Origin of the sequence: Agathobaculum sp. LCP25S3_E8 (assembly GCF_052117165.1) — a bacterium.
In the GTDB taxonomy this organism is placed as follows: domain Bacteria; phylum Bacillota; class Clostridia; order Oscillospirales; family Butyricicoccaceae; genus Agathobaculum.
In genome coordinates this window covers 1-24,670 of sequence record NZ_JBQKJR010000036.1, presented here as the reverse complement: position 1 = coordinate 24,670, position 24,670 = coordinate 1, and the positions used below count along the sequence as shown (strand labels likewise).

The window sequence follows — 24,670 nt, the reverse complement described above, 5'->3', positions numbered from 1 at the left end:
CTCCATCCATATTCTTTTTTCAATGCTGAATTGGAAAGGTTATTTGAACTTTGAACAAATCTCCGTCGACCAAAACCACAAACGTACCGCCACAGGCTTCAACATAGCTTTTTGCGATTGCAAGGCCGAGTCCGCTGCCCTCGGTCGAACGCGCCGCATCGCCGCGGACAAATCGCTCGGTGATCTCATTTGCATCAAAATCCATTGCGTAATTGGCGATGTTTTTCAATTCAATCACCGCGTTATTTTCTTGTTCCATGACCGACACAAACACGCGCGTACCCGGCATTGCATATTTAATGCAATTGCCAATCAGATTTTCCATCACTCGGGACATTTTCTTTCCATCCGCCCAGATTGGCACCTCATGTTCCGGCAGTTCAACCTTAAGCGCCAGCTTACCGTCCCCGATTGACTGATCCTGCTCACCCAGCGCCTGTCGCACCAACGTACATGCATCCAGCCGCTCACAGAAAATCTGCTCTGCACCCGACTGCACCTTTGAAATGTCAAACAGGTCGCTCGTCAGATTTTTCAGCCGTATCCCCTTCTGGTGGATGATCTTGGCGTAGTCGTTTGCCTCCTCCGGCGTCAAATGTTCCTGACAGAGCAGATCCGAATAGTTGAGAATCGAGGTCAACGGAGTTTTCAAATCATGGCTGACGTTGGTAATCAGTTCGCTCTTCATGCGCTCCGCACGCACCTCGTTTTGCAAGGCAAGCTGCATGCCGTCGCCCAGCGAGTTGATATCGTCCGCCATTGCAGCGAATACACCCGCAGGCATGTTGTCCAGCTTGTAGGTTAGGTCACCGCCACGCAGGCGCTTGAGCGCATCTACAATGCGGTCAAAGCCGTCTAACCGCTTAAAAGTAAACGCGGCAGATACCGCAACCCATGCCACCGCAAGTACGAAGAATACAAACGAAGGCATACCGCTTGACACATACCACATTATCCCAAACAGCATCGCAAGCACAGCAAGCACCGCAGAATAACCGGTGAAAATCAATAATGCGTTTCGCGTCTTGTAATTCGCAAACACCTTTTGCCACAGGTTATTCTTCCCTCGCCCTACACCATGCCACGCGCTACGGAACAGCTGGATGAACCAACGCAGCAGACGTACCACCGTACGCCAACACCAGCGAATCATGCGTAGGATAAACGAACGCTGGACAAAGGAACGGTTTTTTAGGTTGCGCACGAGGGAGAGAATGAGCGCCATCACCAGTGCAAACGCACAGACCAGCAGTGCGGTCAGCAGCTTGGTGATTAGTCCCAACACGCCGCTTTCACCGCCATTTATTCCAGCATCCAATAAGGCAAACACTACTGCCGCCGTACCAATCACAGTGCCCGCGATCAACGCCAAGTTGAATTCCACATACATCCGGTCGATCAGCAGAAGATGCACATCCTCGTCCTCCGGCCGGCGGCCCGCGACAAACAGCAAATACAGAAATGCAATCAGAGCGACAAAAAGCAGGGCGATGCACTTAAATATCGCACCTTGGAACATATCGTAACCCTGCTGCCACTCACTTTGTATGACAGATACCTGTTCACCAGTCATGCGCAGCAGGATGCAGTCATCCTCCCGTAATTGCTGGCGCAGCGCCGCTTTTTCCGCCACCAAGCTATCATCCCAATAAGAGTCGTAGGCGCTCGTCCAGCCGGACAACTCATACGCGTAGTCATCCAAAGCCACATTGCCATACCAGTCGCCGGGACGAATAACAACGTAATACGGCGCCGTCTTGATGCCACTTTCGGTCAGATTGGCATTTTTGTAGATATTATCCCCAAACTTGGCATAATAATCGCCAATGAAATAGACATTCATCCGATCGGCCAGCTCCTGCGGCTGAATCCCGTTGTGCCTTGCGCTGTCCAGAATATTGAGCGCGTCACCGAATTCACTGGTAAGCACCTGCGAATTTTCAAAACTCGACTCGAACTGATATAGGTTTGCGCCGTTTTTCTGACTTTTATCAAAAAACCACTGCGTTGTGTTACCCAACGTCAATCCAGCCACCGCTACGCAGACCAAACACAGTATGAATGCCGCGCCCTTGAGAATGGGCGACCGCATCACTTTTTTCATGTTCCCTCACTCCTCTCTATCTTATAGCCCACGCCCCACACAACCTTGAGGTAACGCGGTTCCTTCGGGTTGATTTCAATCTTTTCACGGATGTGCCGCACATGCACCGCAATCGCATTGTCCGACACCGCCTCGTCGTTCCATACCTGCCGATAAATCTCCTCGGTAGAGAATACCTTACCCGGATGACGGCACAGCAGTTCGAGGATTTTGTACTCAAGCGGCGTCAAGCGCACCGCCTCACCATCTACCGTTACCGTTTTACTCTCGGTATCGAGCACCAACCCGCGAATAGCAATCTGCTTTTCCGTCATCTGCATCGCACCAAGCTGCGTATAGCGCCGCAGCTGACTTTTGACGCGCGCCACCAGTTCGGACGGATTAAACGGCTTAGTGATATAATCGTCCGCGCCCGCCGTCAAACCGAGAATCTTATCCGCATCCTCACTTTTAGCGGAAATCAAAATAATCGGAATGTTCTTGCTCTCCCGCACCTTGAGCAGCGTCTTAATGCCATCCAGTTCGGGCATCATGATGTCCAGCAGCAGCAGATGTACCGCACGCGTCATAACGATGTCCAGCGCTTCCAGGCCGTTATAGGCTTTTTCGACTGCGTATCCATCCGCCTGCAAGAAAATCGCAATGCTGTCTACAATCTCCTTATCATCGTCCACCACCAATACCGTAAGTTTGTCCATGATGTCCCCCTCCTCTATGGTTCTATGATAACAAAGGTTTCTGTTGATTTTCCTCATGAAATTCTTAAGAATTTCTTATTGTTTTAAGAACGCAAAAAAAGAGACGCCATATTGGCGTCTCTTTTTTTGGAGGTACCACCCAGAATCGAACTGGGGATCAGGGAGTTGCAGTCCCACGCCTTACCGCTTGGCTATGGTACCAGATATGGAGCGGCTGACGAGGCTCGAACTCGCTACCTCCACCTTGGCAAGGTGGCGCTCTACCAGATGAGCTACAGCCGCATATTTATGGTGCCTCCGGGCGGAATCGAACCACCGACACGGGGATTTTCAGTCCCCTGCTCTACCGACTGAGCTACAGAGGCAAGTTTTCTTCAATCGGTTGAGACTGAAGAAATGGCGACCCGGATGGGACTTGAACCCACGGCCTCCAGCGTGACAGGCTGGCGCTCTAACCAACTGAGCTACCGGGCCGAATCGCCGCCGCCGTAATCATCAGCGGCGAGATTTATTATATCGAAACATCAGCGAAATGTCAACACTTTTTTGACGATTTTTTTATTTTTCTGCATGCGCCAAAAGCTGCCGCAACTCTTCCCGCGAAAAAACATAGACTTTATCGCAAAACTGGCAGGTTACCTCACTTTTTTCCTGTTCTTCCGCCATCTTGGATAATTCGTTTTTTCCCATGCTGAGCAGAGCGCGCTCCACCTTCTCCCGGCTGCACGCGCAACGGTAGCCGATCGGATCGGTCTGCAAAAAGTCAACTGCAAAGCCGTCCAGCACGGTCTGCACGATTTGCTCGAGCGTCATCCCTTTGTCCAGCATTGTGGTCATCGGCTCAGTTTTTGCTAGATTGGCTTCCAGACGGTCAATATCCGCATCCTTGACACCCGGCATCAGCTGCACCAGCCAGCCGCCCGCGCACTTGACCGAACGGTCGGTATCCACCAGCACACCCAACGCGCACGCCGACGGAATTTGCTCGCTCTCCGCAAAATAGCGTGTCAAATCCTCGGCAATTTCACCGTTGACCAATGCAACCGTTCCGGTAATTGGGTCTTTCAACCCAATGTCCTTTATCACCATCAGATAGCCACGACCTACACCGCCGCCCACGTCCAGCTTACCATCCGCGCGCAGCGGCAGCTCACAGCCCGCATTCTGCAGATAACCGCGTACCCAGCCATCCGCATCGCCGACGCACACAATCGTCCCCAGCGGCCCGTTTCCCTTAACCTGTACAGTGACCGAACCATCATCGGTCTTGAGCTGGCTACCCATAATCGCTGTTGCTGTCAGGGTGCGGCCGAGCGCCGCAGTCGCCACCGGCGTAGTATCGTGAATCTCCCGCGCACGCTCGACCAATCCGGTCGTCACGGCGGCGGAAATCTGAATGCCCGCATCCCGGGCGATTGCGCGAAGTAACGTATCGCTCATATTTGTTTAATCTCTCTTTCGTGCGGTAATATAGACCCTATCTTCCCCACCCTGTACCGGTGAGAACGATTGGTCTCCATAGGTTTTGATTTCGGAAAAGCCTGCTTTTTCCAACATGGCAATCAGTTCCGGAATGGTGTAAATGCGCTCCTCATGCGTCTCCTGCGCTCGTGTCCATGCATCACCGCCCCGTTCAAAAATATCGAACTGATAGGCGCACAGACCGTCCTCTACCGCGGCCTGCCAGACGCAAAACACGTCCTCATCCTCGCACACATAGCTGTTACCATCGATGCGCGCAAACTTTTCCGGCGTATTGATGTCGAACACGAATAAACCCGTTTTGGGCTCCAGGAATAAGTGTACCCGGTCGAACGCCTTTTGCAGCACCGCCGGTTCCGTCACGTAATTAACGCTGTCCAGACAGCACAGGCATACATCCACCGTGCCGTACAAATCAAGCTGCTCCATGCGCTGATTGAGAAACAGCGGACGCGGTTCGCAGTCAAAGGTGTTCTGCATCGCCTGCATGAGCATTTCGGGGGATGCATCCACACCGATCATGTCGTATCCGCGCTGTGCCAGCAATCGCGTCAGACTGCCCGTGCCACAGGCCAGATCGAGAACGAGCTTCGGTTTTACACCCTCACGCGCAAACAACGCAACAAAAAAGTCCGCCCACTGCTCATAGCCTACATCATCTGTAAAGCGGTCATAGTATGCCGACAGAGTTTGATAACTATTCATCGTCTTCCTTTAGGCGGTCCAGCATTTTACGGTATCCGTCGGACCCATATACCAAGCATTTATTGACACGGCTGATAGTAGCCGTCGATGCACCGGTTTCCTGCACAATATCACTGTAAATACGGCCCTCGTCCAACATGCGAGCAACTTGAAAGCGCTGCACCATTGCACGAAGCTCAGCGATTGTACATAAATCCTCAAAAAAGTCATAACAATCTTCCACTGTCTTGAGCTTCAGGATTCCTCGAAACAAGATGTCCATATCCTCATCTTTGAGCTTTCGATTCAAGATATATCCCTCCTACTGCATATTGTGTTTCTGATTATTTGATTATAACACAGCGCTTTCATAATGTAAAGTATGAAAACCAACTTACAAACTGTTCTTTTCTTTTCCAACAAAAAACGAACCGCATCCGAAAAGGATGCGGTTCGAACGGTTTCCAACGCAGAAACTTCTTATGCCTTGCCGTTGCAGCCGAGCACATGGACCAGCTTGTGAGCAACCATGTCCTTGACAGCCTGACGAGCGGGCTTGAGGTACTGACGGGGATCGAAGTGATCCGGATGCTCGTCAAAGTACTCACGAATAGTAGCGGTAATAGCCAGACGGATATCCGAGTCAATGTTGATCTTGCAGACGGACAGCTTAGCAGCCTGACGCAGCTCTTCCTCCGGAATGCCGATTGCATCGGGCATCTTGCCGCCGTGCGCGTTGATGATGTCAACAAACTTCTGCGGAACAGAAGAAGAACCGTGCAGAACGATCGGGAAGCCCGGCAGACGCTTGGAGACTTCCTCCAGCACGTCAAAGCGCAGCGGAGGCGGAACCAGAATGCCCTGCTCGTTGCGGGTGCACTGCTCGGGGGTGAACTTGTAAGCGCCGTGGGAGGTACCGATGGCAATTGCCAGCGAGTCACAGCCGGTGCGCGAAACGAACTCTTCTACTTCTTCCGGACGGGTGTAGGAGGAGTCCTCAGCGGAAACCTTTACGTCGTCCTCAACGCCTGCCAGCGTGCCCAGCTCTGCCTCAACAACAACGCCGTGCGCATGTGCGTACTCAACAACCTTCTTGGTGATCTCAACGTTCTCGTCGAACGGCTTGCTGGAAGCGTCGATCATAACCGAAGTAAAACCGCCGTCAATGCAGGACTTGCAGGTCTCAAAGTCCGGGCCGTGGTCCAGATGCAGCGCGATCGGAACGTCCGGGCACTCCTGCACCGCAGCTTCCACCATTTTCACCAGATAGGTGTGGTTAGCGTAAGCGCGCGCACCCTTGGAAACCTGCAGCACAACCGGAGCCTTCTGCTCCTGGCAAGCCTCGGTGATGCCCTGTACGATTTCCATGTTGTTTACGTTGAAGGCACCGACAGCATAGCCGCCCGCATAGGCCTTCTTAAACATCTCGGTAGTAGTAACTAATGGCATAGTAAACTTCCTTTCCTACAAACAAATTAGCCTAAGCTGAATTCTTCCTTTATTTTATCAGTATGTTCGCATAAAATCAAGTGCATCAGAAAGATTGCGCCCATTTTTTGCTTTTCTGCCTAAAATGTGCGGCTGTATGCAAAAAATTTTGTTTTGCATTGATTTTGAAACAGTTTTATGTTACCCTTATATTGCAAGAAAATGCAGTGGGCAAACCCTGTGTTTTAAATTGTTAGGAGGTTTATCATTATGAGTGAACTGAAAGGCGCTTGCGTCATCGGCCAGTCGGGTGGCCCGACTTCGGTCATCAATTCTTCCGTGCTCGGCGCGTTGGAGACCGCGCTGGACAACCCGTCCATCACCCGTGTATTCGGCATGGCACACGGCATCAAGGGCCTGCTGAACGACGAGCTGTACGACATCGACAAGGAAGACCGCGAAGAGCTGGCTCTTCTGCGCTATACCCCGTCCTCTGCCCTCGGCTCCTGCCGTTATAAGCTGGCTGACCCGGATGTGGACGACACCGATTACAAGCGCATTCTTGAAATCTTCAAGAAGTACGACATCCGTTATTTCTTCTACAACGGCGGCAACGACTCCATGGATACCTGCAACAAGGTTTCCAAGTATATGATGAAGTCCGGCTACGAGTGCCGCGTTATGGGCATTCCGAAGACCATCGATAACGATCTGTTCGGTACCGACCATTGCCCGGGCTACGCTTCCGCTGCCAAGTATATTGCTACCTCCTGCATGGAAATCTATCAGGATGCGCGCGTTTACGATACCGGCATGGTTTGTGTCGTTGAAATCATGGGCCGTCATGCCGGCTGGCTGGCTGGTGCTGCTGGTCTGGCAACCGCGATGGGCGCAGGTCCGGATCTCATTTACCTCCCCGAGACCGACTTCGATATGCAGAAGTTCCTCGCAGATGTAAAGCGCATTTATGCAGAACAGGGCAACTGCTTGGTTGCTGTTTCTGAAGGCATCCACTATGCAGACGGCTCCTTCGTATCCGAGGCTAAGACTTCTGCAACCGACGGCTTTGGCCATGCACAGCTGGGCGGTCTGGCTGCTATGCTGGCTGACACCGTTAAGAACGAGCTGGGCTGCAAGGTCCGCGGCATCGAGCTTTCTCTGCTCCAGCGCTGCGCGGCGCACTGCGCTTCCAAGACCGACGTAGACGAGTCCTACATGTCCGGTAAGGCTGCTGTTGAGAACGCTGTTGCCGGCAAGACCGACTACATGCCGGGCTTCAAGTGCACTCGTGACGCGAACGGCTACAAGTGCGAGATCGAGCTGCTCCCGCTGTCCGAGGTTGCCAACACCGAGAAGAAGGTTCCGCGTGACTGGATCAACGAGGAAGGCAACGGCGTAACCGAGAAGTTCGTCGAATATGCTATGCCGCTGATCGCCGGCGAGAACGTAGGCCCGAAGGTGAACGGCCTGCCGCGCTTTGCCAAGCTCAAGAAGATCAAGGCGGAAGCGTAAGTTTCTCTTTTCATGAATAGCGCCTTGCGGCGCAGAATGATAAAACGGGCAAAGCCGCAAGGCTTTGCCCGTTTGCTTTTTCGAAAGGTGGGATAGAGATGAAAAAACAGCTTTCCACCCCCGTTCTGGCCGTGCTGGCCATCGCCGCATGGCTTACAGCAAGCGGCCTTGCCACTTGGCTTAACTTCGCATATGACGACGCCCTTGGTATCAATGGAGTCTATCTGTGGATCTGGGGCGCAGCGATGCTGCTGATTCCCTTGGTAGACGTCGAATATATTGAACGCAAACGGCCCGACCGTACACCGCGCTGGCAGGGCGTACTGCTGTTGTTGCTGTGCACTGCATTGGCCTATCTGCTGCTGGAGTACAGTAGCTGGTACAACATATGGTATCGGATTGACATCTGGTGGCTATGCCTGCTGGTGCTGATCGGCATGGCAATCTGGCTGTATCGGCTTCTGCCCTTCCGCCAACCAATGCAGCCGCGTCCTGCACGCAGCCGGATGCAGAACACTTTTATCCTACTGCTGATATTTTATGCGCCGCTTCTCGTAATACTACCGCTGTACCTGCTGGTCATGCATCCGATCTCTGTTGCACAAATCACACCGATTGGCGAAGCCGAAGGCGGCAGATTTATCGGTCGTATTACGGGCGACCGCTTAGAGAGCCCCCTCGGCATTTACTTTTTCGTGGATGATGATAGTGAGCGTTGGTATTATTATGATGTGCTGACCGGTGAGCCGGTTGCTTATGAGTGATGAGCTACATTTCAATTGAGGCTTTTAAAAAGCCTCAATTTTTTGCAGTAATTTTGCCCTCTTGTGCGTCAAATGATCAAAAGGATGTGAAGTCGCTGTGGAATCGACCGAAAACAAGGCTCCCTCGTATCTGCAGGACGAGGACGGCTTTGCACGCCTGCTCGATGACTGGGGCGACCGCTTGCTGCGTCTGTGCACGCTCTACCTCAAGGATGCGCATCTGGCCGAGGACGCGGTGCAAGAAACCCTGATTAAAGCATGGCGCAATGCGGACAAATTTCGCGGCGAAGGCAGCGAGCTGACCTGGATCACCCGCATTGCGATCAACGTGTGCAAAAGCTATCTGCGTTCCCCGTGGAAACGCCGCCACGCCCCTGCCGAAGAATTGGATGCGCTCTTTGCCTCCACGGATGACCCGCAGGTGGATGACACGCTGCCGCGCGCAATTCTGGCACTGTCACGTCCTTACCGAGAAGTCATCATCTTGTACTATTATCAAGAACTTAAAGCGCGCGAAATTGCAGACGTTTTGCATGTGGATGTCTCGACTGTCACCGCTCGCCTATCCCGCGCCCGCAAAATGCTGCGCGAAGCCTTGAAAGGATGGTACTACGATGAATAAACGCAATATGAGGAGGGATTTGGATATGATGATGCCAAATATTACACTCTCGCCCGAACGGCGCGCAGCAATTCTCCAACAGCTTCATTCTCGCCGTACTAAGCCGCGCTGGACGGCTGGAAGAATTGCTTTAGCAGCGATACTCGCTGCGCTGCTTACCTTTTCTGCATTCGCCGCCGCTATTCCGGCTATCCGAGCCGCGCTGCAAAATGCGCTTGGCAGTTTTTCTGAGCAAAGCCAGCCTATTACCGGCATTGCTGTCGAGGACAACGGCATTGAAGTGCGGCCGGTGGCCGCGCTGGCAAGCAGCAATCTCGTGCGCGTGTGGGTCGAGGTACAGGACAAAACCGGCGACCGGCTCAGCGACGATATGCTAATTAACGGCTGGATCGACCATGAACAGGATAAAGACACGCCGGCCATCAACGGATGGAGAGGCGGCGAGCGAGTAGTATACTATGACGAAAATAGCCGCACCGCACTCATCGAGATCGACAGCATAGGCCGTCCGGTCACAGACGGCGCCGAGATCGACGTGTCTTTCAGCAGTTTCCAGCCTTCTGCACGCGCAGCGGAAACGGTCGATTTCCCACGCGAGATGCTGTCCGTTACCGGACTGAAAAACATGACGCCGGACATGGGCGTGCCGCTCTTTGCAGAGCACATTCCGTTAATTCCTGAACAGACACCCTGCGAACTGGAAGGCAGTAACCGCGTCCGCCTGTCCTCGGTCGGCTTTGGCGAGGACGGCAAGTTGCATATTCAAGTCGCATTTCTGGGAGAAGCCAATCATTCCGGCAGCACAATACATAGCCGCGCTACCGACGAACGTAATCCAGAACAGCATTTGGGTGGCGGGAGATACTTTCAGTACAACGACCAATGGTATTTTGACGAAGTATTCGACATCACCCCGGAAGATCTCCCCTATTTGACCTTTGGCGACTTGCAAGGCACTTATCAGCTGCACTCCCCCGTCGAAGGCATCTGGTCATGCACCATCACAGTAGAGACGGCCGATGAGGTTGTCTATCACCCGAATGTACAGGTTGGCGGTGCGCTGGTCGAAGAAATCCGCGTCTCTGAAATTGGAATATCTGCGCGTTCTTCCAGCAAGGGCACCAGGCTTGGCTATCGCCCCACCTACGCTATAACCAAAGACGGCGAAAAGCTGTACCTCACCAACAATTGCATCGACGGTGGCTGGGGTACCGTACTGGATGACAACGGCGATCCTTTACCGGACGGTATGGGCTACGCACACGACCAATGGGAATTTGATGAACCGCTTGATCCGTCCGATATCGTCTTGCTGAACTTCGACGGCGTGGACGTTCCCCTGCAATAACTTAAAAATCCTCTCCATTTTGGAGAGGATTTTTCATGTCGTCTTGCAGGAACATTTGTTCGGTGATATAATACAGATATCATACGAAGGAGGTGCGCGGCATGGAACAACAAACCCTATTTGGCGGAGATGATAGCCGTCCACTCGCAGCGCGGCTGCGCCCACGCGACCTATCCGAGTTTGTCGGGCAGTCCCATCTGCTGGGAGAAGGCAAGGTGCTGCGCCGGCTGATCGAAAGCGACCGCGTCAGCTCCATGATCTTCTGGGGACCGCCCGGTGTTGGCAAAACCACGCTGGCACGCATCATCGCAAACCGCACCAAGGCAACGTTTATCGACTTTTCCGCTGTCACCAGCGGCATCAAGGAAATCCGGCAGGTCATGCAGCAGGCCGAGGACAACCGTCGCTTCGGTGAACGGACCATCGTGTTTGTGGACGAGATTCACCGTTTTAACAAGGCACAGCAGGACGCTTTCCTCCCCTTCGTTGAAAAGGGCAGCATTATCCTAATCGGCGCCACGACCGAAAACCCGTCGTTTGAGGTCAACGGCGCACTTTTGTCGCGCTGTAAAGTATTTGTGCTGCAAGCGCTTACAACGGATGACCTTACTTCCCTGCTCTCCCGCGCGCTGACCGACCCACGCGGCTTTGGCGCGCAGAAAATCCAAATCGAGCCAGACATGCTGGAAGCAATCGCAAACTTTGCCAATGGCGACGCGCGCGCCGCGCTATCCACGCTCGAAATGCTTGTGCTCAACAGCGATACAGACGGAAAGACTGTCACCGTCACGCGGGAGACTCTTGAACAATGCATCTCCAAAAAGTCTCTGTTATATGACAAGACCGGCGAAGAACACTATAACCTCATTTCTGCGCTGCACAAGTCCATGCGCAATTCCGATCCTGACGCAGCGGTCTACTGGCTGGCACGTATGCTGGAGGCCGGTGAAGACCCGCTCTATGTTGCGCGGCGCGTGATCCGCTTCGCCAGCGAAGATGTCGGCATGGCCGACTCGCGTGCGTTGGAAATTGCAGTTGCAGCCTATCAGGCATGTCACTTTATCGGAATGCCAGAGTGCAGCGTTCATCTGACACATGCTGTGGTTTACCTGTCGCTTGCACCAAAATCCAACGCGCTGTATATCGCATATGAAAGCGCAAAAAAAGATGCTTTAACGCAGCTCTCCGAACCGGTACCGCTCGTGATTCGCAACGCTCCCACCAGACTGATGAAGGAGCTGGATTACGGCAAGGGCTATCAATACGCGCACGATACCGCCGACAAACTGACTAATATGCAATGTCTGCCGGATTCGCTGGAAGGCCGCGAATACTACCATCCGACCGAACAGGGTTCGGAAAGTAAATACAAGACACGCCTTGCGCAAATCAAGGCATGGAAACAACAGCACCGTAAACTATAGCCGCACAAAACAAAGGCACGGCAAATTGCCGTGCTTTTGTTTGTATTATGCTATCTGAAGATTTATCGAATCAAAAATGCATCCGGCAGATAACGCCCTTCCGGGTTTTTCGATAAGGTGGTCGGACTGGTTACTTCTCGGCCTTGATACACCATCACGGACGACGAACCGCCGTCCAGCATGGACGCCTGATAGGCATGATAGGATTCCATGATACCAGCGCACCGCTCAATGGAAATACCGAAAGAATGGAACTGACGTCCATCCACCACCAGCATAATAACCGTTCCGTCCTCTGCCTGACCGATGGCGGTACGTGGCTGCTGCTCATTAAGACCTGTCCCTGCCACTAGGTTCTCTCCGTTGATAATCAACGCCGGATGAAATTCCACCGCATCACGCAGATTGGATGTATCGGTGAACGCACCGATCTGCAGATGATCCTCTTTATCAAAGCCAATAATCTTCCAGGTATCGCCAACAGCATTCTGTAGTTTTTCTCCTTGGCTTTTTAAGAAACCATACGGCAAGCCACCCGTTCCATTGCCTTCATAATCCGCAAAACCAGACGCATTGATACCCAAAATGGCATTATAATTCCGCACCATGTCAGAAACATAAGAGCCATAGGAAAACAACCCTTCACATGTTCCGACAAATACATTTTCCGGTTTTTTGCAAAGCGCAACCTTGCCGGCATATTCCATACCGAGCGAGTCTTCACCAACAATCTCCGCAATCAGGATGCCATGCTCCGCATTGATCGCTAAAACCGTATCCCCTTGTTTGGTGACTATGCCGGTGTTGTAATTCTTTTGCGTGGCATCGCCAATAAGGTCAATATTGATATGGTCATATCCGTCGGCTATGTACTCCGGATTGTCCCGGAGGAACCCTTCAAAGCTGTCTTCGTCCAACTCGGAAAAAGTTTGATAAAATTGCTCTTTTGGCGTAGACGCCTTTGTATCTTTATCGTCCACATTGCCCCATGCGCTCGTGATACCTTCTTGCTTCTGGTTGAGCAAATAACGCTTCGCCATTACTTCTTCGATGATATCGCCCGGGATAAACCAAGTGGCCAGCCATTGGTGTGTCATTGTTCCCATTGCAGTTTCAATATACCACTCTCTCCACCGGCTGATAAACGCATTTGGCGTATAAAGCAGGAAGGGGTAAACCACTGTCACGCATATCAGAAAAAAACAGGTTAGCCCAAGGGCAAAGCGGTGTCGTGCGCCGTTCATCGTTGTTTACTCCTTTTCCTGCTCATTTTTCTATCTAAGAGGGGACTCTTCCAGCCGGTTATCTCGCGCTGCGCCGTCTCCGACGAGCAGCATTTTTTGTATTTTTCATAACCGGCTCTACCGGAGCGGATGCTTTTTGTGCACGCGCCGCCAACGCATCCTCCACCTTTTTCCGAATACGCGCCGCCGCTTCTTCGCTCAGGGCATAGGCACGCGACGGCGTATGCGCATCCACGCGAGGTTCATTTTTCTCAAAACGCGCATAGGGATCATTGCGGCGCCCCCTCGAACGAGACGAAGCCGTTTTTCTTGCGCGAGGTGCAGCCGCCTTTGCACGCTGTTCATTTTGCGCTTCTGCCGCCTTCTCCTTGCGGGAGGGACGCTTTGCGGCAGCATTTTTGCGTGCCTTTTGCTTGGCTGCCTTTTCCCTTGCCACATCCGCGGCAACCTCCTCCGCGGAAGCCTTCTCCGAAACCGCCTTGCGTCGTGTACGCACATTGGTCGTTTTGCGCTGACCGGATTCCCGTCCTGCCCGTTCGTTTTCTTTCTCCACGTGCGGAATTTCTCCTGCAAGCGGAATGCGTTTGCCAATCAGCTTCTCAATATCCGCCAGATATGGACACTCGGACTGGTCACAGAATGAAATCGCCGTTCCCTCCTGCCCCGCACGTCCCGTACGGCCAATGCGATGGACATAGGTTTCCGGAATATTGGGCAGATCAAAGTTGATGACCAGCGGCAGTTCACTGATATCAATACCGCGCGCAGCAATATCGGTCGCGACGAGTACAGCGATTTTGCACGCCTTAAAATCCTCCAGCGCACGCTGACGCTGATTCTGGCTCTTATCGCCATGAATGGCTTTTGCCGCAATCCCCGCGCGGTTCAAATCGCGTGCAACGCGGTCTGCACCGTGCTTAGTACGCGTAAAGACCAGCGTCTGGTGTACGTTGCTTTGACGAATCGTATCGATTAACAGTTCCCTTTTTTCCGCTTTCTCCACCAAGAAAACCTTTTGTTCGATTTTTTCTACCGGCTTGGCGGACGGCGTAATGGAAATGCGGGCAGGATTGGTGAGCAAGCTGTCTGCCAGTGCAGCAATTTCCTTCGGAATGGTTGCGGAAAACAGCAGCGTCTGCCGCTTAGACGGCAGATATTTGATGATACGCTTGACATCCGGGAAAAAGCCCATGTCCAGCATGCGATCAGCCTCATCCAACACAAAGCATTCTACTTTATCTAGTTTTACAACACCTTGCCCCATCAAATCCCACAACCGGCCGGGGGTTGCAATCAAAATCTCCGCACCGCGCGCAATAGCCTCCACCTGCGGTACCTGCGACACACCGCCAAAGATGACCGCTGCGGTGCACGGCGTATACCGCGCATACTGGCATACATTTTCATAAATCTGCAGCGCCAGTTCCCGCGTCGGCGTTAGAATCAGCGCGCGAATCGTACCGGCTTTCCCCCTTGAACCGGCAAGACGCTGAATAATCGGAACCGAGAACGCGCAGGTTTTGCCGGTACCGGTCTGTGCACAACCCATCAGGTCATGTCCCTCCAAAACCGGCGGAATCGCCTTTTGCTGAATGGGCGTCGGTTCGTCATACCCGGCTTCACGCAGTGCTTTGAGTATATTTCTTTCAATTTTAAGTTCGCTAAATTTCATATCCTTCGATCGTTTCCTTTTCAAAACTGGTGTATTTGGGGCAAATCTTTCTTGCCCGATTGCATGATAATGTGTTATACTGTTCTGTAGTTGTCTGTGTTTAACTGTTATTTGCTATGAGGTGAAATTATTGCTCGATATCGTATCTCACGTTTTGCCGGAAGCGTTTTTCGATGTTCTCAAGACAGTACCGCTCTTGCTTGTGGTATATGCTCTTCTCTATTATATCGAAAACCGGCTGACCAATACACCGGCTCTACTCTCACGGGCCGCACAGTTTGGCCCAGTGGTCGGTGCGCTGGCTGGAACCATTCCGCAATGCGGTTTTTCCGCTGCGGCTGCTGCACTATTCTCTGCCGGATACCTCGCGCCCGCCACATTGGTTGCCGTCTTTTTGGCCACTTCGGATGAGGCAGTCCCCGTTATGCTCGCCGGCGGCGCCAGTGTGCCGCAGGTTGTATCTCTGCTGGTTGTCAAGTTTGCCATCGCCGTCATCGGCGGCTACATCTTGCGCTATACCGTATTCCGCCGTCATCGTCCGAACAGTGACGAAGAATTGGAAATTGAAATGTCATCCTGTGATTGTAGTGCAGGTTCCCCGGTTTGGAGTGTCATTTGGCACACTCTGAAAACTGCATTTTTCCTGTTTGCCGTACTTCTTGTTTTAAATCTGGTCGTGCATCTCATCGGCGAAGAAGTACTTGCATCCCTTCTTCTATCCGACAGCATCTTCCAGCCGCTCCTGTGCGCTATCCTCGGCCTGATTCCCAGCTGCGCTATGAGCGTGCTGCTGTCCGAGCTGTTTGTTGGCGGCACCATCAGCTTCGGCGCTCTGATAGCAGGGCTTTCCACCGGCGCAGGCTTTGGTTACATCGTGCTGTTTGAGGAAAAAGAGGGCCGGCATCGCGCGATGCCCGTAATCGCAGCCACGTTCGCCGTTGCTGTCATTGGCGGCACGCTGGTGCAGGTTTTCTTTGGCTAAGACAAATTCATATCGAACGGTCTTTCCTTACGGAAAGGCCGTTTTTTATCCCAACTCATGCAGCAGTTCCAGCGCACTATGCGCCCATGCCATATCGATCTTGGTAAAATCGCCGCCGGGCGTATACAAATAGGTTTCTACGTCTTCCCGCAGACGCTGATAAACCGCACCCGGCATGGCAGCATACTGCTCTGCTCCATCGGACAACACAGCGACGAATCGGAAGTCTCCGGTACGCTCGTCCAATTCATGGAACAACAGCTCCACAACATCCAAGTCATGATTGAGCTGCGTAAACAACAACAGCTTCATGATTTCTACCGCGCGGTCATCCAGGCCCCGCTCCAGAATGTTGATTTTCTCGCGGAAGGCGTTAAGACTGTCCACGATGCGCAGCGTATAGCCGGCCAGCGGGTCGAACTGCGCCTTGGGCGCTTCGCCCTCCTCCGGCCACAGCCAGACCATGAACTGATTGGCCATGTCATGATACAGACACGGGTGAACGACAAGCGCCGTCTCACCGCAATTGGGGCATTTGACACGGAAACAGGACAGATCCTGCACCTGCGCCCGCAATTCAGGATTGCGGTCAATATTGATATGATCGTGCACCTTATAGTCGGTTTCCGTCTGACAGTGCGGACAAGTGATAATCATGATTCCGGTTTGCCTCCTAGGTATATGCCCAATTTAATTTATTATACCACAGTTTTCTGCGATGAAGCAAGCAATGCAGCCTATCCTGTTTCTTAATTATTATAAAGAAAACGCATGGTGAATAGCCATGCGTTTTCACAAAACGATAACCTTATGCCGCAGCGCCGCAGATCAGCGGATCGCGCATTGCCAATCGCACAATCCAGATGCACGCCCAGAGTGCCATCACACTCCACAGCAGAATACTTTCTCGCTTCTTCGTACCAAGCAGCGGCTTATTCCGAAACAGAATCAAAAGCACAATGGGTGGCAATATATAAATCATCGGATTATAGCGAAAGGCCATCCAAAAATCCAGCCGCAGCAGTGCGAAGGCTGCCCGCGACAAACCGCAACCCGGACAGGGTATTCCGGTAAAATGTTGTACTGGACATCCCCATCCTAACAAGGAGGAAGATATAAAAGCCGCCGCGACCATCGCCAGCAGTACCAGCAGGCCATATATCCCTTTTTTCATTTGACCCTTAGCCCTGATAGGTTTCGCGGAACTCAAGGAATTCATCATACGTGCATTCCTTATCCAATACACCCTTATCGCGGATTTCAATGATACGCGTTGCAATCGTCTGTACAAACTCATGGTCATGCGAAGCGAACAGCACCGTTCCCTTGAAATCACGCACGCCATTGTTGACTGCCGTAATGGATTCCAGATCCAGATGATTGGTCGGCTGATCAATCACCAGCACATTAGAACCAAACAGCATCATGCGCGCGAGCATCAGACGCACCTTTTCACCGCCCGAAAGCACGCGCACCGGCTTATACACATCGTCGCCCGAAAACAGCATGCGACCCAAAAAGCCGCGCAGCGTGGATTCCAGCGTGTCTGTACGCGAATACGGTGCAATCCAATCCAGCATATTTTCCGTATGGCCCTCAAAGAACTCGTTGTTGTCCTTCGGGAAATAGCTCTGCGAGGTGGTTACACCCCACTTGAAGCTGCCTTCGTCCGGTTTCAGCTCACCCATCAAAATCTGGAACAGCGTGGTCATCGCCAATTCGTTATCCGAAATGAATGCAATCTTATCTCCACGGCGCACAATAAAGGATACGTTGTCCAGAATCTTTTCCCCGTCAATCGTCTTGGAAATACCGCGTACCTCCAGAATATCCTTGCCTGCCTCGCGGTCAGCCGCAAACGACACCCACGGATAGCGACGCGAGGAAGCGGGCAGCTCCTCAACCGTCAGCTTATCGATCAGCTTGCGGCGGCTGGTTGCCTGACGGGATTTGGACTTGTTGGCTGCAAAACGCTGAATAAAGTTCTGCAGTTCCTTAATTTTCTCCTCATTCTTGCGGTTCTGATCCTTGATCATGCGCTGAATAAGCTGCGAGGACTCATACCAGAACTCATAGTTACCAACATACAGCTTGATTTTGCCGTAGTCGATATCGACAATATGCGTACAAACGTTATTGAGGAAGTGACGGTCATGCGAAACAACCAGAACCGTGCCCTCAAAATCCGCAAGGAAGTCCTCCAGCCAACGCACAGCCTGAATATCCAGATGGTTGGTCGGCTCGTCAAGCAGCAGAATATCCGGCTTGCCGAACAACGCGCGCGCGAGCAGAACCTTTACCTTTTCCACGTCGCCCAGATACTGCATCTCGGTATAGAAAATCGCATCTGCATCCAGACCCAGACCGTTGAGCAGCTGACCGGCTTCGGTCTCCGCTTCCCAACCGCCCATCTCGGCAAATTCGGCCTCAAGCTCTGCCGCTTTATTGCCATCCTCCTCGGTGAAGGGGTCCTTCATATAAAGCGCATCCTTCTCCTGCATGACCTCCAGCAGGCGCGGATTGCCGCCGAGCACAGTATTGAGTACGGTCTCCTCGTTGAATGCAAAGTGGTCCTGCTTCAAAACGCTCATGCGCGTCTTGGGCGCAATGGACACCGTACCGGTAGACGGGTCGAGATCGCCCGACAGAATCCGCAAAAATGTGGATTTTCCTGCGCCGTTGGCACCGATAACGCCATAGCAGTTTCCTTCCGTAAACTTCAGATTGACATCCTTAAACAGCGGCTCCCCGCTGAAATTCAAGCTCAGATCGCTGATCGTAATCATATTCGTATCCGTCTCCTGTTTATCATTTTTAATCTGTAACAGTATAACATAGAAAACCTGCTTTTCACAGTTTTTTTACACATCAATTCGTATTTTTGGTGATGTTGTCTTGAAACCTGACCGCACAAGGGCTATACTATATTTATTCTAATCAAGGAGGTTTTTTCCATGTCCAATCTGATGCAGACTATTAAATCCCGCCGCTCCACGCGCGCGTTTGAATCCAAGCTCCCTCCCAAAGACCAGATCATGCAGCTGGTTGAGGCCGCTGAATGGGCACCTTCCGGTATGGGCAAGTATCTTTGACACTTCACAGTGGTATACAGCGCAGAAAAATCCCTGACGCTGGCCCGTGCAGTCGCTGAAGCGGACAACCGTGGTCCAGAGTATAATTTTTACGGTGCTCCGGTCAATATTATTATCTCCTACAAACGCGATGAACATCACGCTTTTGTCGATGGTGCCGCCGCAATGGAAAACCTGCTGCTCATGGCAACAGAACTCGGGCTCGGCTCGTGCTGGATCAACCAAATTCGTGAGTGCTGTGACGACCCGAAGGTGCGCGCCCTGTTGACCGAATATGGTGTACCCGAGGATCATATCGTCATCTGTTCGGCTGCAATCGGCTATATCGCCAAGGAAACACCCGCAAAACCCCGCAAGGAGGGTATTGTTTCCTTCGTGGAATAAAGGAGGCGGAAAAGCATGGATGCACAGATTGCCAAGCTGAAAGAATGGGTGGACGCCAGTGATAACATTGTGTTTTTCGGTGGCGCAGGCGTTTCTACGGAAAGCGGTATACCGGACTTTCGCTCGGTAGACGGCCTATATAATCAGCAATACGAGTATCCGCCGGAAACCATTTTAAGCCACACTTTTTTTATGGCAGAACCGGAAGAATTTTTCCGTTTTTATCGCGCCAAAATGCTTGCATTGGATGCAGAACCGAATGCCGCGCACTTGAAACTTGCCGAGTGGGAGCGCATGGGCAAATGCCGCGCGGTCGTCACACAAAACATTGACGGTCTGCATCAGAAAGCAGGCTCCAAAGAGGTCTTGGAACTGCATGGCTCTGTTCTGCGCAACTACTGCATGCGCTGCCACAAGCCGTACGACGTACGTGACATTGCTGCCGGCACTGGCGTTCCCAAGTGCGAATGCGGCGGCATCATCAAACCAGATGTTGTGCTGTATGAGGAAAGCCTGGACAGCTATACTATCAACAAGAGTGTAGAATACATCCGCAATGCAGACATTCTCATCATCGGCGGCACTTCTCTTGCGGTCTATCCGGCCGCCGGTTTGATTGACTACTACCGCGGCAACAAGCTGGTTCTGGTCAACAAGTCCGAAACTCCTGCTGACCGCCGTGCGGATTTGGTGATTCACGCACCAATCGGCCAGGTGTTTTCCCAATTGTAATGTATTTTCATCATAAAAATCGATTTGTCCGCATGTTTTCTCCCCTTTTCGGCCATACTATGGAAAACCGGAAAGGGGAGTTTTTATGTTTCTTGATAAACTTGCATTGATTCTTGCCATTATTGGCGGTCTGAACTGGGGCAGTATCGGCTTATTCGGGTTTGATTTGGTCGGTTTTCTGTTCGGCGGACAGGCCAGTGCAATGAGCCGCATCATTTTTTCCCTTGTGGGATTGGCTGCGCTGTGGTGCATTTCCCTGCTCTTCCGCGGCAATAACGATAACGAGGATCGTCACACTTCCTAAAAGAAAAACCGCTGCACATGCAGCGGTTTTTCTACATAGTTGCCTTAAAATGCGATTTTCTCTGCAATATAGGCAGCTACATCTTCAATCTTGATGCGCTCCTGCTCCATGGTATCGCGGTCACGAACGGTTACGCAGCCATCCTGCTCGGTTTCAAAGTCCACCGTGACGCAGTACGGCGTACCGATTTCGTCCTCGCGGCGATAACGCTTGCCAATCGAACCGGCATCGTCGAAGTCCACCGAGAACTGCTTGGAAAGCTCCTGCCAAATCGGCATCGCCTTTTCGGACAGCTTCTTGGACAGCGGCAGCACCGCAGCCTTAAACGGTGCAAGCGCCGGATGCAGGCGCAGCACAGTGCGTACATCATCCTTGCCGTTCTTGTCCTGACCAACGACTTCCTCGTCATATGCGTCGCACAGGAACGCAAGCGCTACGCGGTCGGCGCCGAGCGACGGCTCGATAACATACGGAATATACTTCTCGTTTGCCTCCTGATCAAAATATTCCATCGAAACACCGGAAGTGTTCTGATGCTGTGTCAGGTCGAAGTCGGTGCGGTCGGCGATGCCCCACAGCTCACCCCAGCCGAACGGGAACAGGAACTCAATATCGGTAGTCGCATTCGAATAGTGGCTCAATTCTTCCGGGTCATGGTCGCGCAGACGCAGGTTCTCATCCCTCATGCCAAGCGACAGCAGCCAGTTGTGGCAGTAGTCCTTCCAATACTTGAACCACTCCAGATCGGTGCCGGGCTTGCAGAAAAACTCCAGCTCCATCTGCTCAAACTCACGAGTACGGAACGTGAAGTTACCGGGCGTAATCTCATTGCGGAAAGACTTACCCACCTGCCCTACGCCGAAGGGAATCTTTTTACGGGTGGTGCGCTGAATATTCTGGAAGTTGACAAAGATACCCTGTGCGGTTTCAGGGCGCAGATATATCTCATTCTTTGCATTTTCGGTAACACCCTGATAGGTCTTAAACATCAGATTGAACTGACGGATATCCGTAAAGTTATGTCCGCCGCAATTCGGGCAGGCAATCTGATGCTCGTCAATATAGGCCTTCATCTGCTCATTGGTCCAACCTGCCGGATTTTCACCGGTCGCCTCTTCAATCAGCTGATCAGCACGATGACGGGTCTTGCAGTCCTTGCAGTCCATCAGCGGATCGGAAAAACCGCCGACGTGGCCGGATGCTACCCATGTGGTCGGGTTCATCAGAATGGCAGAGTCCAAACCGACATTATAGGGGCTTTCCTGCACAAATTTCTTGCGCCACGCCGCCTTGACATTGTTCTTGAATTCAACGCCAAGCGGACCATAATCCCACGTGTTGGCAAGGCCACCGTAAATCTCCGAGCCGGAATACACGAAGCCACGGCCCTTGCACAGGGCGACGATTTTTTCCATTGTCTTTTCGCTGTTTTTCATTTTCATTCTCCTTTTGGCGCATCTGGCTGATGCACGCTTTTTTTCATCAAGCCAAAAAAATGCTTGACACGAGTTTATTCTACATGTATAATATTTACTTGTCAAGAGCAGTTAAAAAATGCTTAAAAAAATAAATTATGGGCCTGTAGCTCAGTTGGGAGAGCGTTCGGTTCGCATCCGAGAGGTCGAGAGTTCGAATCTCTTCAGGTCCACCAAAAATAGACTTGCACTTTGCAAGTCTATTTTTATGTTTTTACATACATGACCAGATCTCCATTATCTATTCCCCATATATGCTGCACATGGTGTTTTAAAAAATGCATTTCTGATAACTGTAAAATAAGTCTATATTGTGTGGCTCTGAAGCCATTTTATTAAAATTTTCTTAATGTGAGCAGTTTTGGAATATCCGGCGATCTGATGAATGCGAAGCGGCCGAGACAATAATCATGTCTCGACCGCTTTTTGTATTGCAGTATGGGTATTCTCATGATCCGCCGGCTTCACTGAGCGGAATGGATTTACCCCAACAACTTCGTTTCCAGATCGGAGAGCATCACATCCAGCGCAGTGATGCCACCCTCCGCTGTGTACCACACTGCTGGATGGTCCAGATAGATCACATTCCCATTTTGGTATGCTTCAGTACCCATTATCAGTTCATTTTCCATAATTTCCTGAGCCAGTTTAGCACCGTCAGTGCCGATAGCCGCATCCCGGTCCATTACAAAGATGTATTCAGGCGCTTTCGAAACAACAAACTCAAAAGAAGCCTCGTTACCGTGAGTAGACGTATCAATATTGGCATCCACACCAACATTCTGAAAACCTGTTTCCACGCCAATGATAGAGCAGCGCCCATCGTTACCCAGCACATTGAAACTGCCGCTGGTACACATACCTATGATAGCAGTCTTGCCGTCGGAGACCTCCTGCAGCGCGGTAATTCGTCCCTCAAATCCCGCCATCAGTTCATCCACCTTTTCCTCCAGACCAAACATGGAAGCGATTGTAGTGGCATTTTGTCGAACACTCTCCACAACGCCAAGTTCCGTGTTAGTAGCCAAATAAACCACTGGAGCAATTTCGCTGAGGGCATCATACGAGGAACTTAGGCGGCCACCGATAAAAATAACATCCGGGTCACAAGCCATAGTGGCCTCCAAATCAGCCTCCTTGATAGTACCCAGATTGACAATGTTGTCATCAGACACATACTCCTGCAAATAGTCAACATAGGAACCCTTCGAGACCCCAACCACGCGATGGCCCTGCTCCAGTTTGTCCAAAATATCCAAGGCAGCCAGATCCATAACCGCAATGCGCTGTGGGTTATACGGAACCTCCAGTTCAACAAGCTGGGACGCCCCATTCCGAGTGGTGATGGTTACGGACTCCAGCGTGTCACCCATACTCTGACCGCTGCCATCAGAAGAACTATCGTTGTCCTGGACGGAACAAGCCGTCAGGCTCAAGGCCATTACTCCTGCAAGCGCAAAAGAAAGCATCCTTTTCATTTTCATTGTGTTTGACTCCTTTTTATAAAAGTACTGAAAAATAGGGACTTAATAGTAGATGGACAAAGGTTTTCCTGCAATATTCAGAATTTCAAAGTCCACTTGATAAATCCGGGAGAGGTTCTCTTTGGTCATCACCTCCTCCACCGTGCCGAACTTTGCAATTTTCCCGTCCTTGAAAGCGCAGATATAATCAGAATAAAATGCCGCATAGTTAATCTCATGCAGCACCAGAATCACGGTTTTGCCCAGCTCGTCGCAGAGACGACGAGCAATTTTCATCATGTTGGTTGCATGGTAGATGTCCAGATTATTGGTAGGCTCATCCAAAAGCACATATTCCGTGTCTTGGGCAATCACCATAGCTATGAGAGCGCGCTGCCGCTGACCACCGGACATTTCATCTATAAAGCGATGCTGAAATTCTTCCAGCTCCATATATTCAATTGCTCTATCAATTATCGAAACATCCTCGGGAGTAATGCGATTTCCCGAATACGGGAAGCGCCCGAACGTCACTAACTCCCGCACCGTCAGCTTCATTTGAATATTGTTGCTCTGCGTCAAAATCGCCAAACGTTTGGAGAGTTCTTTGCTTTTCCATTTACTGATATCCTTGCCCTCAAAATGCACAAGACCGCTATCCTGTGCAATCAGACGGGAAATCATACCCATTACCGTTGATTTTCCTGCGCCATTAGGCCCAATCAAGGAAATCACTTTTCCTTTTGGAATGGAAAATGTTACACCGTCCACAACGGTTTTTCCGTCATACTGCTTTGTCAGTTCTTTTATTTGCATCGTTATACCTTCTTTCTCGTCAGGAGCAGGTAAAGGAAATAAACCCCTCCACCTACCGTAATAAAAACGCTCACTGGGATGGAATATGTATAGACACGCTCCACGATGAGTTGTCCGCCAACCAGAACTATCATACCGAACAAGGCGGAACCCAGTACCAGCTGAGTATGTCGAAAGGTCTTAAGCAGTTGACGGGAAAGATTGGCAATGATAAGTCCTAAAAAAGAGATAGGACCCACCATGGCGGTAGCCACTGCGATACATAGTGTCACACCCAGCAACAATCGTCTGATGCAGTGGTCATAATCTACGCCAAGATTGATTGCCTGTTTGGAGTGATACAATAAAACCGCACACCCAAGGTGGTATAATGAAGAACAGAAAGGGTGTTGAAGATGGGACAGAAATACAGTGCAGAATACAAGGCAGACGTGCTGAAA

At 51.5% G+C, this 24,670-nt stretch carries 23 protein-coding genes, 5 tRNA genes and 1 pseudogene; 10 read left to right on the top strand and 19 right to left on the bottom strand.

What is annotated here, in order from left to right; genetic code table 11:
- Positions 1-19: 19 nt before the first annotated feature.
- The 10 genes from ACTQ34_RS12045 to fba all read right to left on the bottom strand — a co-directional run bounded on the left by ACTQ34_RS12045 (position 20) and on the right by fba (position 6,417).
- On the bottom strand, positions 20-2,104 hold the full coding sequence (locus tag ACTQ34_RS12045; RefSeq protein ID WP_441364036.1) for a sensor histidine kinase: 2,085 nt from the start codon (positions 2,102-2,104) through the stop codon (positions 20-22).
- On the bottom strand, positions 2,101-2,802 hold the full coding sequence (locus ACTQ34_RS12040) for a response regulator transcription factor (RefSeq protein ID WP_441364035.1): 702 nt from the start codon (positions 2,800-2,802) through the stop codon (positions 2,101-2,103). Before ACTQ34_RS12040 ends, ACTQ34_RS12045 begins: the two co-directional genes overlap by 4 nt.
- A 127-nt stretch (positions 2,803-2,929) precedes the next feature.
- Positions 2,930-3,003 (bottom strand) — tRNA-Cys (locus tag ACTQ34_RS12035).
- Positions 3,004-3,008: 5 nt separating this feature from the next.
- A tRNA-Gly gene (locus tag ACTQ34_RS12030) sits at positions 3,009-3,084 on the bottom strand.
- A gap of 7 nt (positions 3,085-3,091) precedes the next feature.
- A tRNA-Phe gene (locus tag ACTQ34_RS12025) sits at positions 3,092-3,167 on the bottom strand.
- Between the two features lie 32 nt (positions 3,168-3,199).
- Positions 3,200-3,276: transfer RNA gene (locus ACTQ34_RS12020), tRNA-Asp, on the bottom strand.
- An 84-nt stretch (positions 3,277-3,360) separates the two neighbouring features.
- The gene (gene hslO / locus ACTQ34_RS12015; protein ID WP_441364034.1) at positions 3,361-4,242 is read right to left on the bottom strand and encodes an Hsp33 family molecular chaperone HslO; all 882 of its coding nucleotides are present in this window, start codon (positions 4,240-4,242) and stop codon (positions 3,361-3,363) included.
- Positions 4,243-4,248: 6 nt separating this feature from the next.
- Positions 4,249-4,989 carry a class I SAM-dependent DNA methyltransferase gene (locus ACTQ34_RS12010; protein ID WP_441364033.1) on the bottom strand — a complete coding sequence of 247 codons (741 nt, stop codon included), beginning with the start codon at positions 4,987-4,989 and terminating at the stop codon, positions 4,249-4,251.
- On the bottom strand, positions 4,982-5,278 hold the full coding sequence (locus ACTQ34_RS12005) for a YerC/YecD family TrpR-related protein (protein ID WP_297283087.1): 297 nt from the start codon (positions 5,276-5,278) through the stop codon (positions 4,982-4,984). The genes ACTQ34_RS12010 and ACTQ34_RS12005 overlap by 8 nt, the downstream gene beginning before the upstream one ends.
- A gap of 170 nt (positions 5,279-5,448) precedes the next feature.
- Positions 5,449-6,417: a class II fructose-1,6-bisphosphate aldolase gene (fba, locus tag ACTQ34_RS12000; protein ID WP_373165680.1), complete on the bottom strand. Its 969-nt coding sequence runs from the start codon at positions 6,415-6,417 to the stop codon at positions 5,449-5,451.
- Between the two features lie 249 nt (positions 6,418-6,666).
- On the opposite strand from fba, the gene ACTQ34_RS11995 reads away from it, so the two are divergent.
- The 5 genes from ACTQ34_RS11995 (at position 6,667) to ACTQ34_RS11975 (ending at position 12,066) form a co-directional block, all read left to right on the top strand.
- A complete protein-coding gene (locus ACTQ34_RS11995; RefSeq protein WP_441364032.1) occupies positions 6,667-7,908 on the top strand; it encodes a 6-phosphofructokinase in 1,242 nt (413 codons plus the stop codon).
- Positions 7,909-8,006: 98 nt separating this feature from the next.
- Positions 8,007-8,672 (top strand): hypothetical protein, encoded by a 666-nt coding sequence (locus ACTQ34_RS11990; protein ID WP_441364031.1) that lies wholly within the window; start codon positions 8,007-8,009, stop codon positions 8,670-8,672.
- A 97-nt stretch (positions 8,673-8,769) separates the two neighbouring features.
- Positions 8,770-9,294 (top strand): RNA polymerase sigma factor, encoded by a 525-nt coding sequence (locus tag ACTQ34_RS11985; RefSeq protein WP_441364030.1) that lies wholly within the window; start codon positions 8,770-8,772, stop codon positions 9,292-9,294.
- Positions 9,295-9,319: 25 nt separating this feature from the next.
- On the top strand, positions 9,320-10,642 hold the full coding sequence (locus tag ACTQ34_RS11980) for a hypothetical protein (protein WP_441364029.1): 1,323 nt from the start codon (positions 9,320-9,322) through the stop codon (positions 10,640-10,642).
- Positions 10,643-10,743: 101 nt separating this feature from the next.
- On the top strand, positions 10,744-12,066 hold the full coding sequence (locus tag ACTQ34_RS11975; protein ID WP_441364028.1) for a replication-associated recombination protein A: 1,323 nt from the start codon (positions 10,744-10,746) through the stop codon (positions 12,064-12,066).
- Between the two features lie 62 nt (positions 12,067-12,128).
- Here ACTQ34_RS11975 and ACTQ34_RS11970 read toward each other — a convergent pair whose 3' ends face one another.
- On the bottom strand, positions 12,129-13,310 hold the full coding sequence (locus ACTQ34_RS11970) for a phosphodiester glycosidase family protein (RefSeq protein ID WP_441364027.1): 1,182 nt from the start codon (positions 13,308-13,310) through the stop codon (positions 12,129-12,131).
- 58 nt (positions 13,311-13,368) lie between these two features.
- Complete coding sequence (locus tag ACTQ34_RS11965) at positions 13,369-14,982, bottom strand: DEAD/DEAH box helicase (RefSeq protein ID WP_441364026.1); 1,614 nt, start codon at positions 14,980-14,982, stop codon at positions 13,369-13,371.
- 130 nt (positions 14,983-15,112) lie between these two features.
- On the opposite strand from ACTQ34_RS11965, the gene ACTQ34_RS11960 reads away from it, so the two are divergent.
- Entirely contained in the window at positions 15,113-15,964 is an 852-nt protein-coding gene (locus ACTQ34_RS11960; protein ID WP_441364025.1) for a putative manganese transporter, read from the top strand.
- 45 nt (positions 15,965-16,009) lie between these two features.
- Here the strand turns inward: ACTQ34_RS11960 and ACTQ34_RS11955 are convergent, their stop codons facing one another.
- The 3 genes from ACTQ34_RS11955 to ACTQ34_RS11945 form a co-directional block, all read right to left on the bottom strand.
- A complete protein-coding gene (locus tag ACTQ34_RS11955; RefSeq protein WP_441364024.1) occupies positions 16,010-16,621 on the bottom strand; it encodes a CpXC domain-containing protein in 612 nt (203 codons plus the stop codon).
- Between the two features lie 151 nt (positions 16,622-16,772).
- Positions 16,773-17,138 (bottom strand): DUF2752 domain-containing protein, encoded by a 366-nt coding sequence (locus ACTQ34_RS11950; RefSeq protein ID WP_441364023.1) that lies wholly within the window; start codon positions 17,136-17,138, stop codon positions 16,773-16,775.
- 7 nt (positions 17,139-17,145) lie between these two features.
- Positions 17,146-18,750 (bottom strand): ABC-F family ATP-binding cassette domain-containing protein, encoded by a 1,605-nt coding sequence (locus tag ACTQ34_RS11945; protein WP_441364022.1) that lies wholly within the window; start codon positions 18,748-18,750, stop codon positions 17,146-17,148.
- A gap of 168 nt (positions 18,751-18,918) precedes the next feature.
- On the opposite strand from ACTQ34_RS11945, the pseudogene ACTQ34_RS11940 reads away from it, so the two are divergent.
- The 3 genes and pseudogenes from ACTQ34_RS11940 (at position 18,919) to ACTQ34_RS11930 (ending at position 20,476) form a co-directional block, all read left to right on the top strand.
- A pseudogene (locus tag ACTQ34_RS11940) lies at positions 18,919-19,440 on the top strand (nitroreductase family protein).
- Positions 19,441-19,455: 15 nt separating this feature from the next.
- Positions 19,456-20,172, top strand: a complete 717-nt coding sequence (locus ACTQ34_RS11935; protein WP_441364021.1) for an NAD-dependent protein deacylase — start codon at positions 19,456-19,458, stop codon at positions 20,170-20,172.
- An 85-nt stretch (positions 20,173-20,257) separates the two neighbouring features.
- Positions 20,258-20,476, top strand: coding sequence for a DUF378 domain-containing protein (locus tag ACTQ34_RS11930; RefSeq protein ID WP_441364020.1), 219 nt, complete (start codon positions 20,258-20,260; stop codon positions 20,474-20,476).
- Between the two features lie 44 nt (positions 20,477-20,520).
- On the opposite strand, the gene ACTQ34_RS11925 is transcribed toward ACTQ34_RS11930, so the two are convergent.
- A complete protein-coding gene (locus ACTQ34_RS11925) occupies positions 20,521-21,912 on the bottom strand; it encodes a glycine--tRNA ligase (protein WP_441364019.1) in 1,392 nt (463 codons plus the stop codon).
- Between the two features lie 139 nt (positions 21,913-22,051).
- Between ACTQ34_RS11925 and ACTQ34_RS11920 the strand changes: the two genes are divergently transcribed.
- A tRNA-Ala gene (locus ACTQ34_RS11920) sits at positions 22,052-22,127 on the top strand.
- 306 nt (positions 22,128-22,433) lie between these two features.
- Here ACTQ34_RS11920 and ACTQ34_RS11915 read toward each other — a convergent pair.
- From ACTQ34_RS11915 to ACTQ34_RS11905, 3 genes are all read right to left on the bottom strand, one after another.
- Positions 22,434-23,429 carry a siderophore ABC transporter substrate-binding protein gene (locus tag ACTQ34_RS11915; RefSeq protein ID WP_441364047.1) on the bottom strand — a complete coding sequence of 332 codons (996 nt, stop codon included), beginning with the start codon at positions 23,427-23,429 and terminating at the stop codon, positions 22,434-22,436.
- 48 nt (positions 23,430-23,477) lie between these two features.
- Positions 23,478-24,230 carry an iron ABC transporter ATP-binding protein gene (locus ACTQ34_RS11910; RefSeq protein ID WP_441364018.1) on the bottom strand — a complete coding sequence of 251 codons (753 nt, stop codon included), beginning with the start codon at positions 24,228-24,230 and terminating at the stop codon, positions 23,478-23,480.
- A 2-nt stretch (positions 24,231-24,232) separates the two neighbouring features.
- On the bottom strand, positions 24,233-24,670 hold a 438-nt coding region (locus tag ACTQ34_RS11905; protein ID WP_441364017.1), incomplete at its 5' end, for an iron chelate uptake ABC transporter family permease subunit.

Excerpts from the sequence above, each read along its gene's own strand:
- ACTQ34_RS11995 (WP_441364032.1), top strand. The coding sequence starts at position 6,667 with ATGAGTGAACTGAAAGGCGCTTGCGTCATCGGCCAGTCGGGTGGCCCG.
- ACTQ34_RS11945 (WP_441364022.1), bottom strand. The coding sequence starts at position 18,750 with ATGATTACGATCAGCGATCTGAGCTTGAATTTCAGCGGGGAGCCGCTG.
- ACTQ34_RS11980 (WP_441364029.1), top strand. The coding sequence starts at position 9,320 with ATGATGATGCCAAATATTACACTCTCGCCCGAACGGCGCGCAGCAATT.
- ACTQ34_RS11915 (WP_441364047.1), bottom strand. The coding sequence starts at position 23,429 with ATGAAAAGGATGCTTTCTTTTGCGCTTGCAGGAGTAATGGCCTTGAGC.
- ACTQ34_RS11910 (WP_441364018.1), bottom strand. The coding sequence starts at position 24,230 with ATGCAAATAAAAGAACTGACAAAGCAGTATGACGGAAAAACCGTTGTG.
- ACTQ34_RS11990 (WP_441364031.1), top strand. The coding sequence starts at position 8,007 with ATGAAAAAACAGCTTTCCACCCCCGTTCTGGCCGTGCTGGCCATCGCC.
- ACTQ34_RS11950 (WP_441364023.1), bottom strand. The coding sequence starts at position 17,138 with ATGAAAAAAGGGATATATGGCCTGCTGGTACTGCTGGCGATGGTCGCG.
- ACTQ34_RS11975 (WP_441364028.1), top strand. The coding sequence starts at position 10,744 with ATGGAACAACAAACCCTATTTGGCGGAGATGATAGCCGTCCACTCGCA.
- ACTQ34_RS12045 (WP_441364036.1), bottom strand. The coding sequence starts at position 2,104 with ATGAAAAAAGTGATGCGGTCGCCCATTCTCAAGGGCGCGGCATTCATA.
- hslO (WP_441364034.1), bottom strand. The coding sequence starts at position 4,242 with ATGAGCGATACGTTACTTCGCGCAATCGCCCGGGATGCGGGCATTCAG.
- ACTQ34_RS12010 (WP_441364033.1), bottom strand. The coding sequence starts at position 4,989 with ATGAATAGTTATCAAACTCTGTCGGCATACTATGACCGCTTTACAGAT.
- ACTQ34_RS11925 (WP_441364019.1), bottom strand. The coding sequence starts at position 21,912 with ATGAAAAACAGCGAAAAGACAATGGAAAAAATCGTCGCCCTGTGCAAG.
- ACTQ34_RS11965 (WP_441364026.1), bottom strand. The coding sequence starts at position 14,982 with ATGAAATTTAGCGAACTTAAAATTGAAAGAAATATACTCAAAGCACTG.
- ACTQ34_RS11955 (WP_441364024.1), bottom strand. The coding sequence starts at position 16,621 with ATGATTATCACTTGTCCGCACTGTCAGACGGAAACCGACTATAAGGTG.
- ACTQ34_RS11935 (WP_441364021.1), top strand. The coding sequence starts at position 19,456 with ATGGATGCACAGATTGCCAAGCTGAAAGAATGGGTGGACGCCAGTGAT.
- ACTQ34_RS12040 (WP_441364035.1), bottom strand. The coding sequence starts at position 2,802 with ATGGACAAACTTACGGTATTGGTGGTGGACGATGATAAGGAGATTGTA.
- ACTQ34_RS11930 (WP_441364020.1), top strand. The coding sequence starts at position 20,258 with ATGTTTCTTGATAAACTTGCATTGATTCTTGCCATTATTGGCGGTCTG.
- fba (WP_373165680.1), bottom strand. The coding sequence starts at position 6,417 with ATGCCATTAGTTACTACTACCGAGATGTTTAAGAAGGCCTATGCGGGC.
- ACTQ34_RS11970 (WP_441364027.1), bottom strand. The coding sequence starts at position 13,310 with ATGAACGGCGCACGACACCGCTTTGCCCTTGGGCTAACCTGTTTTTTT.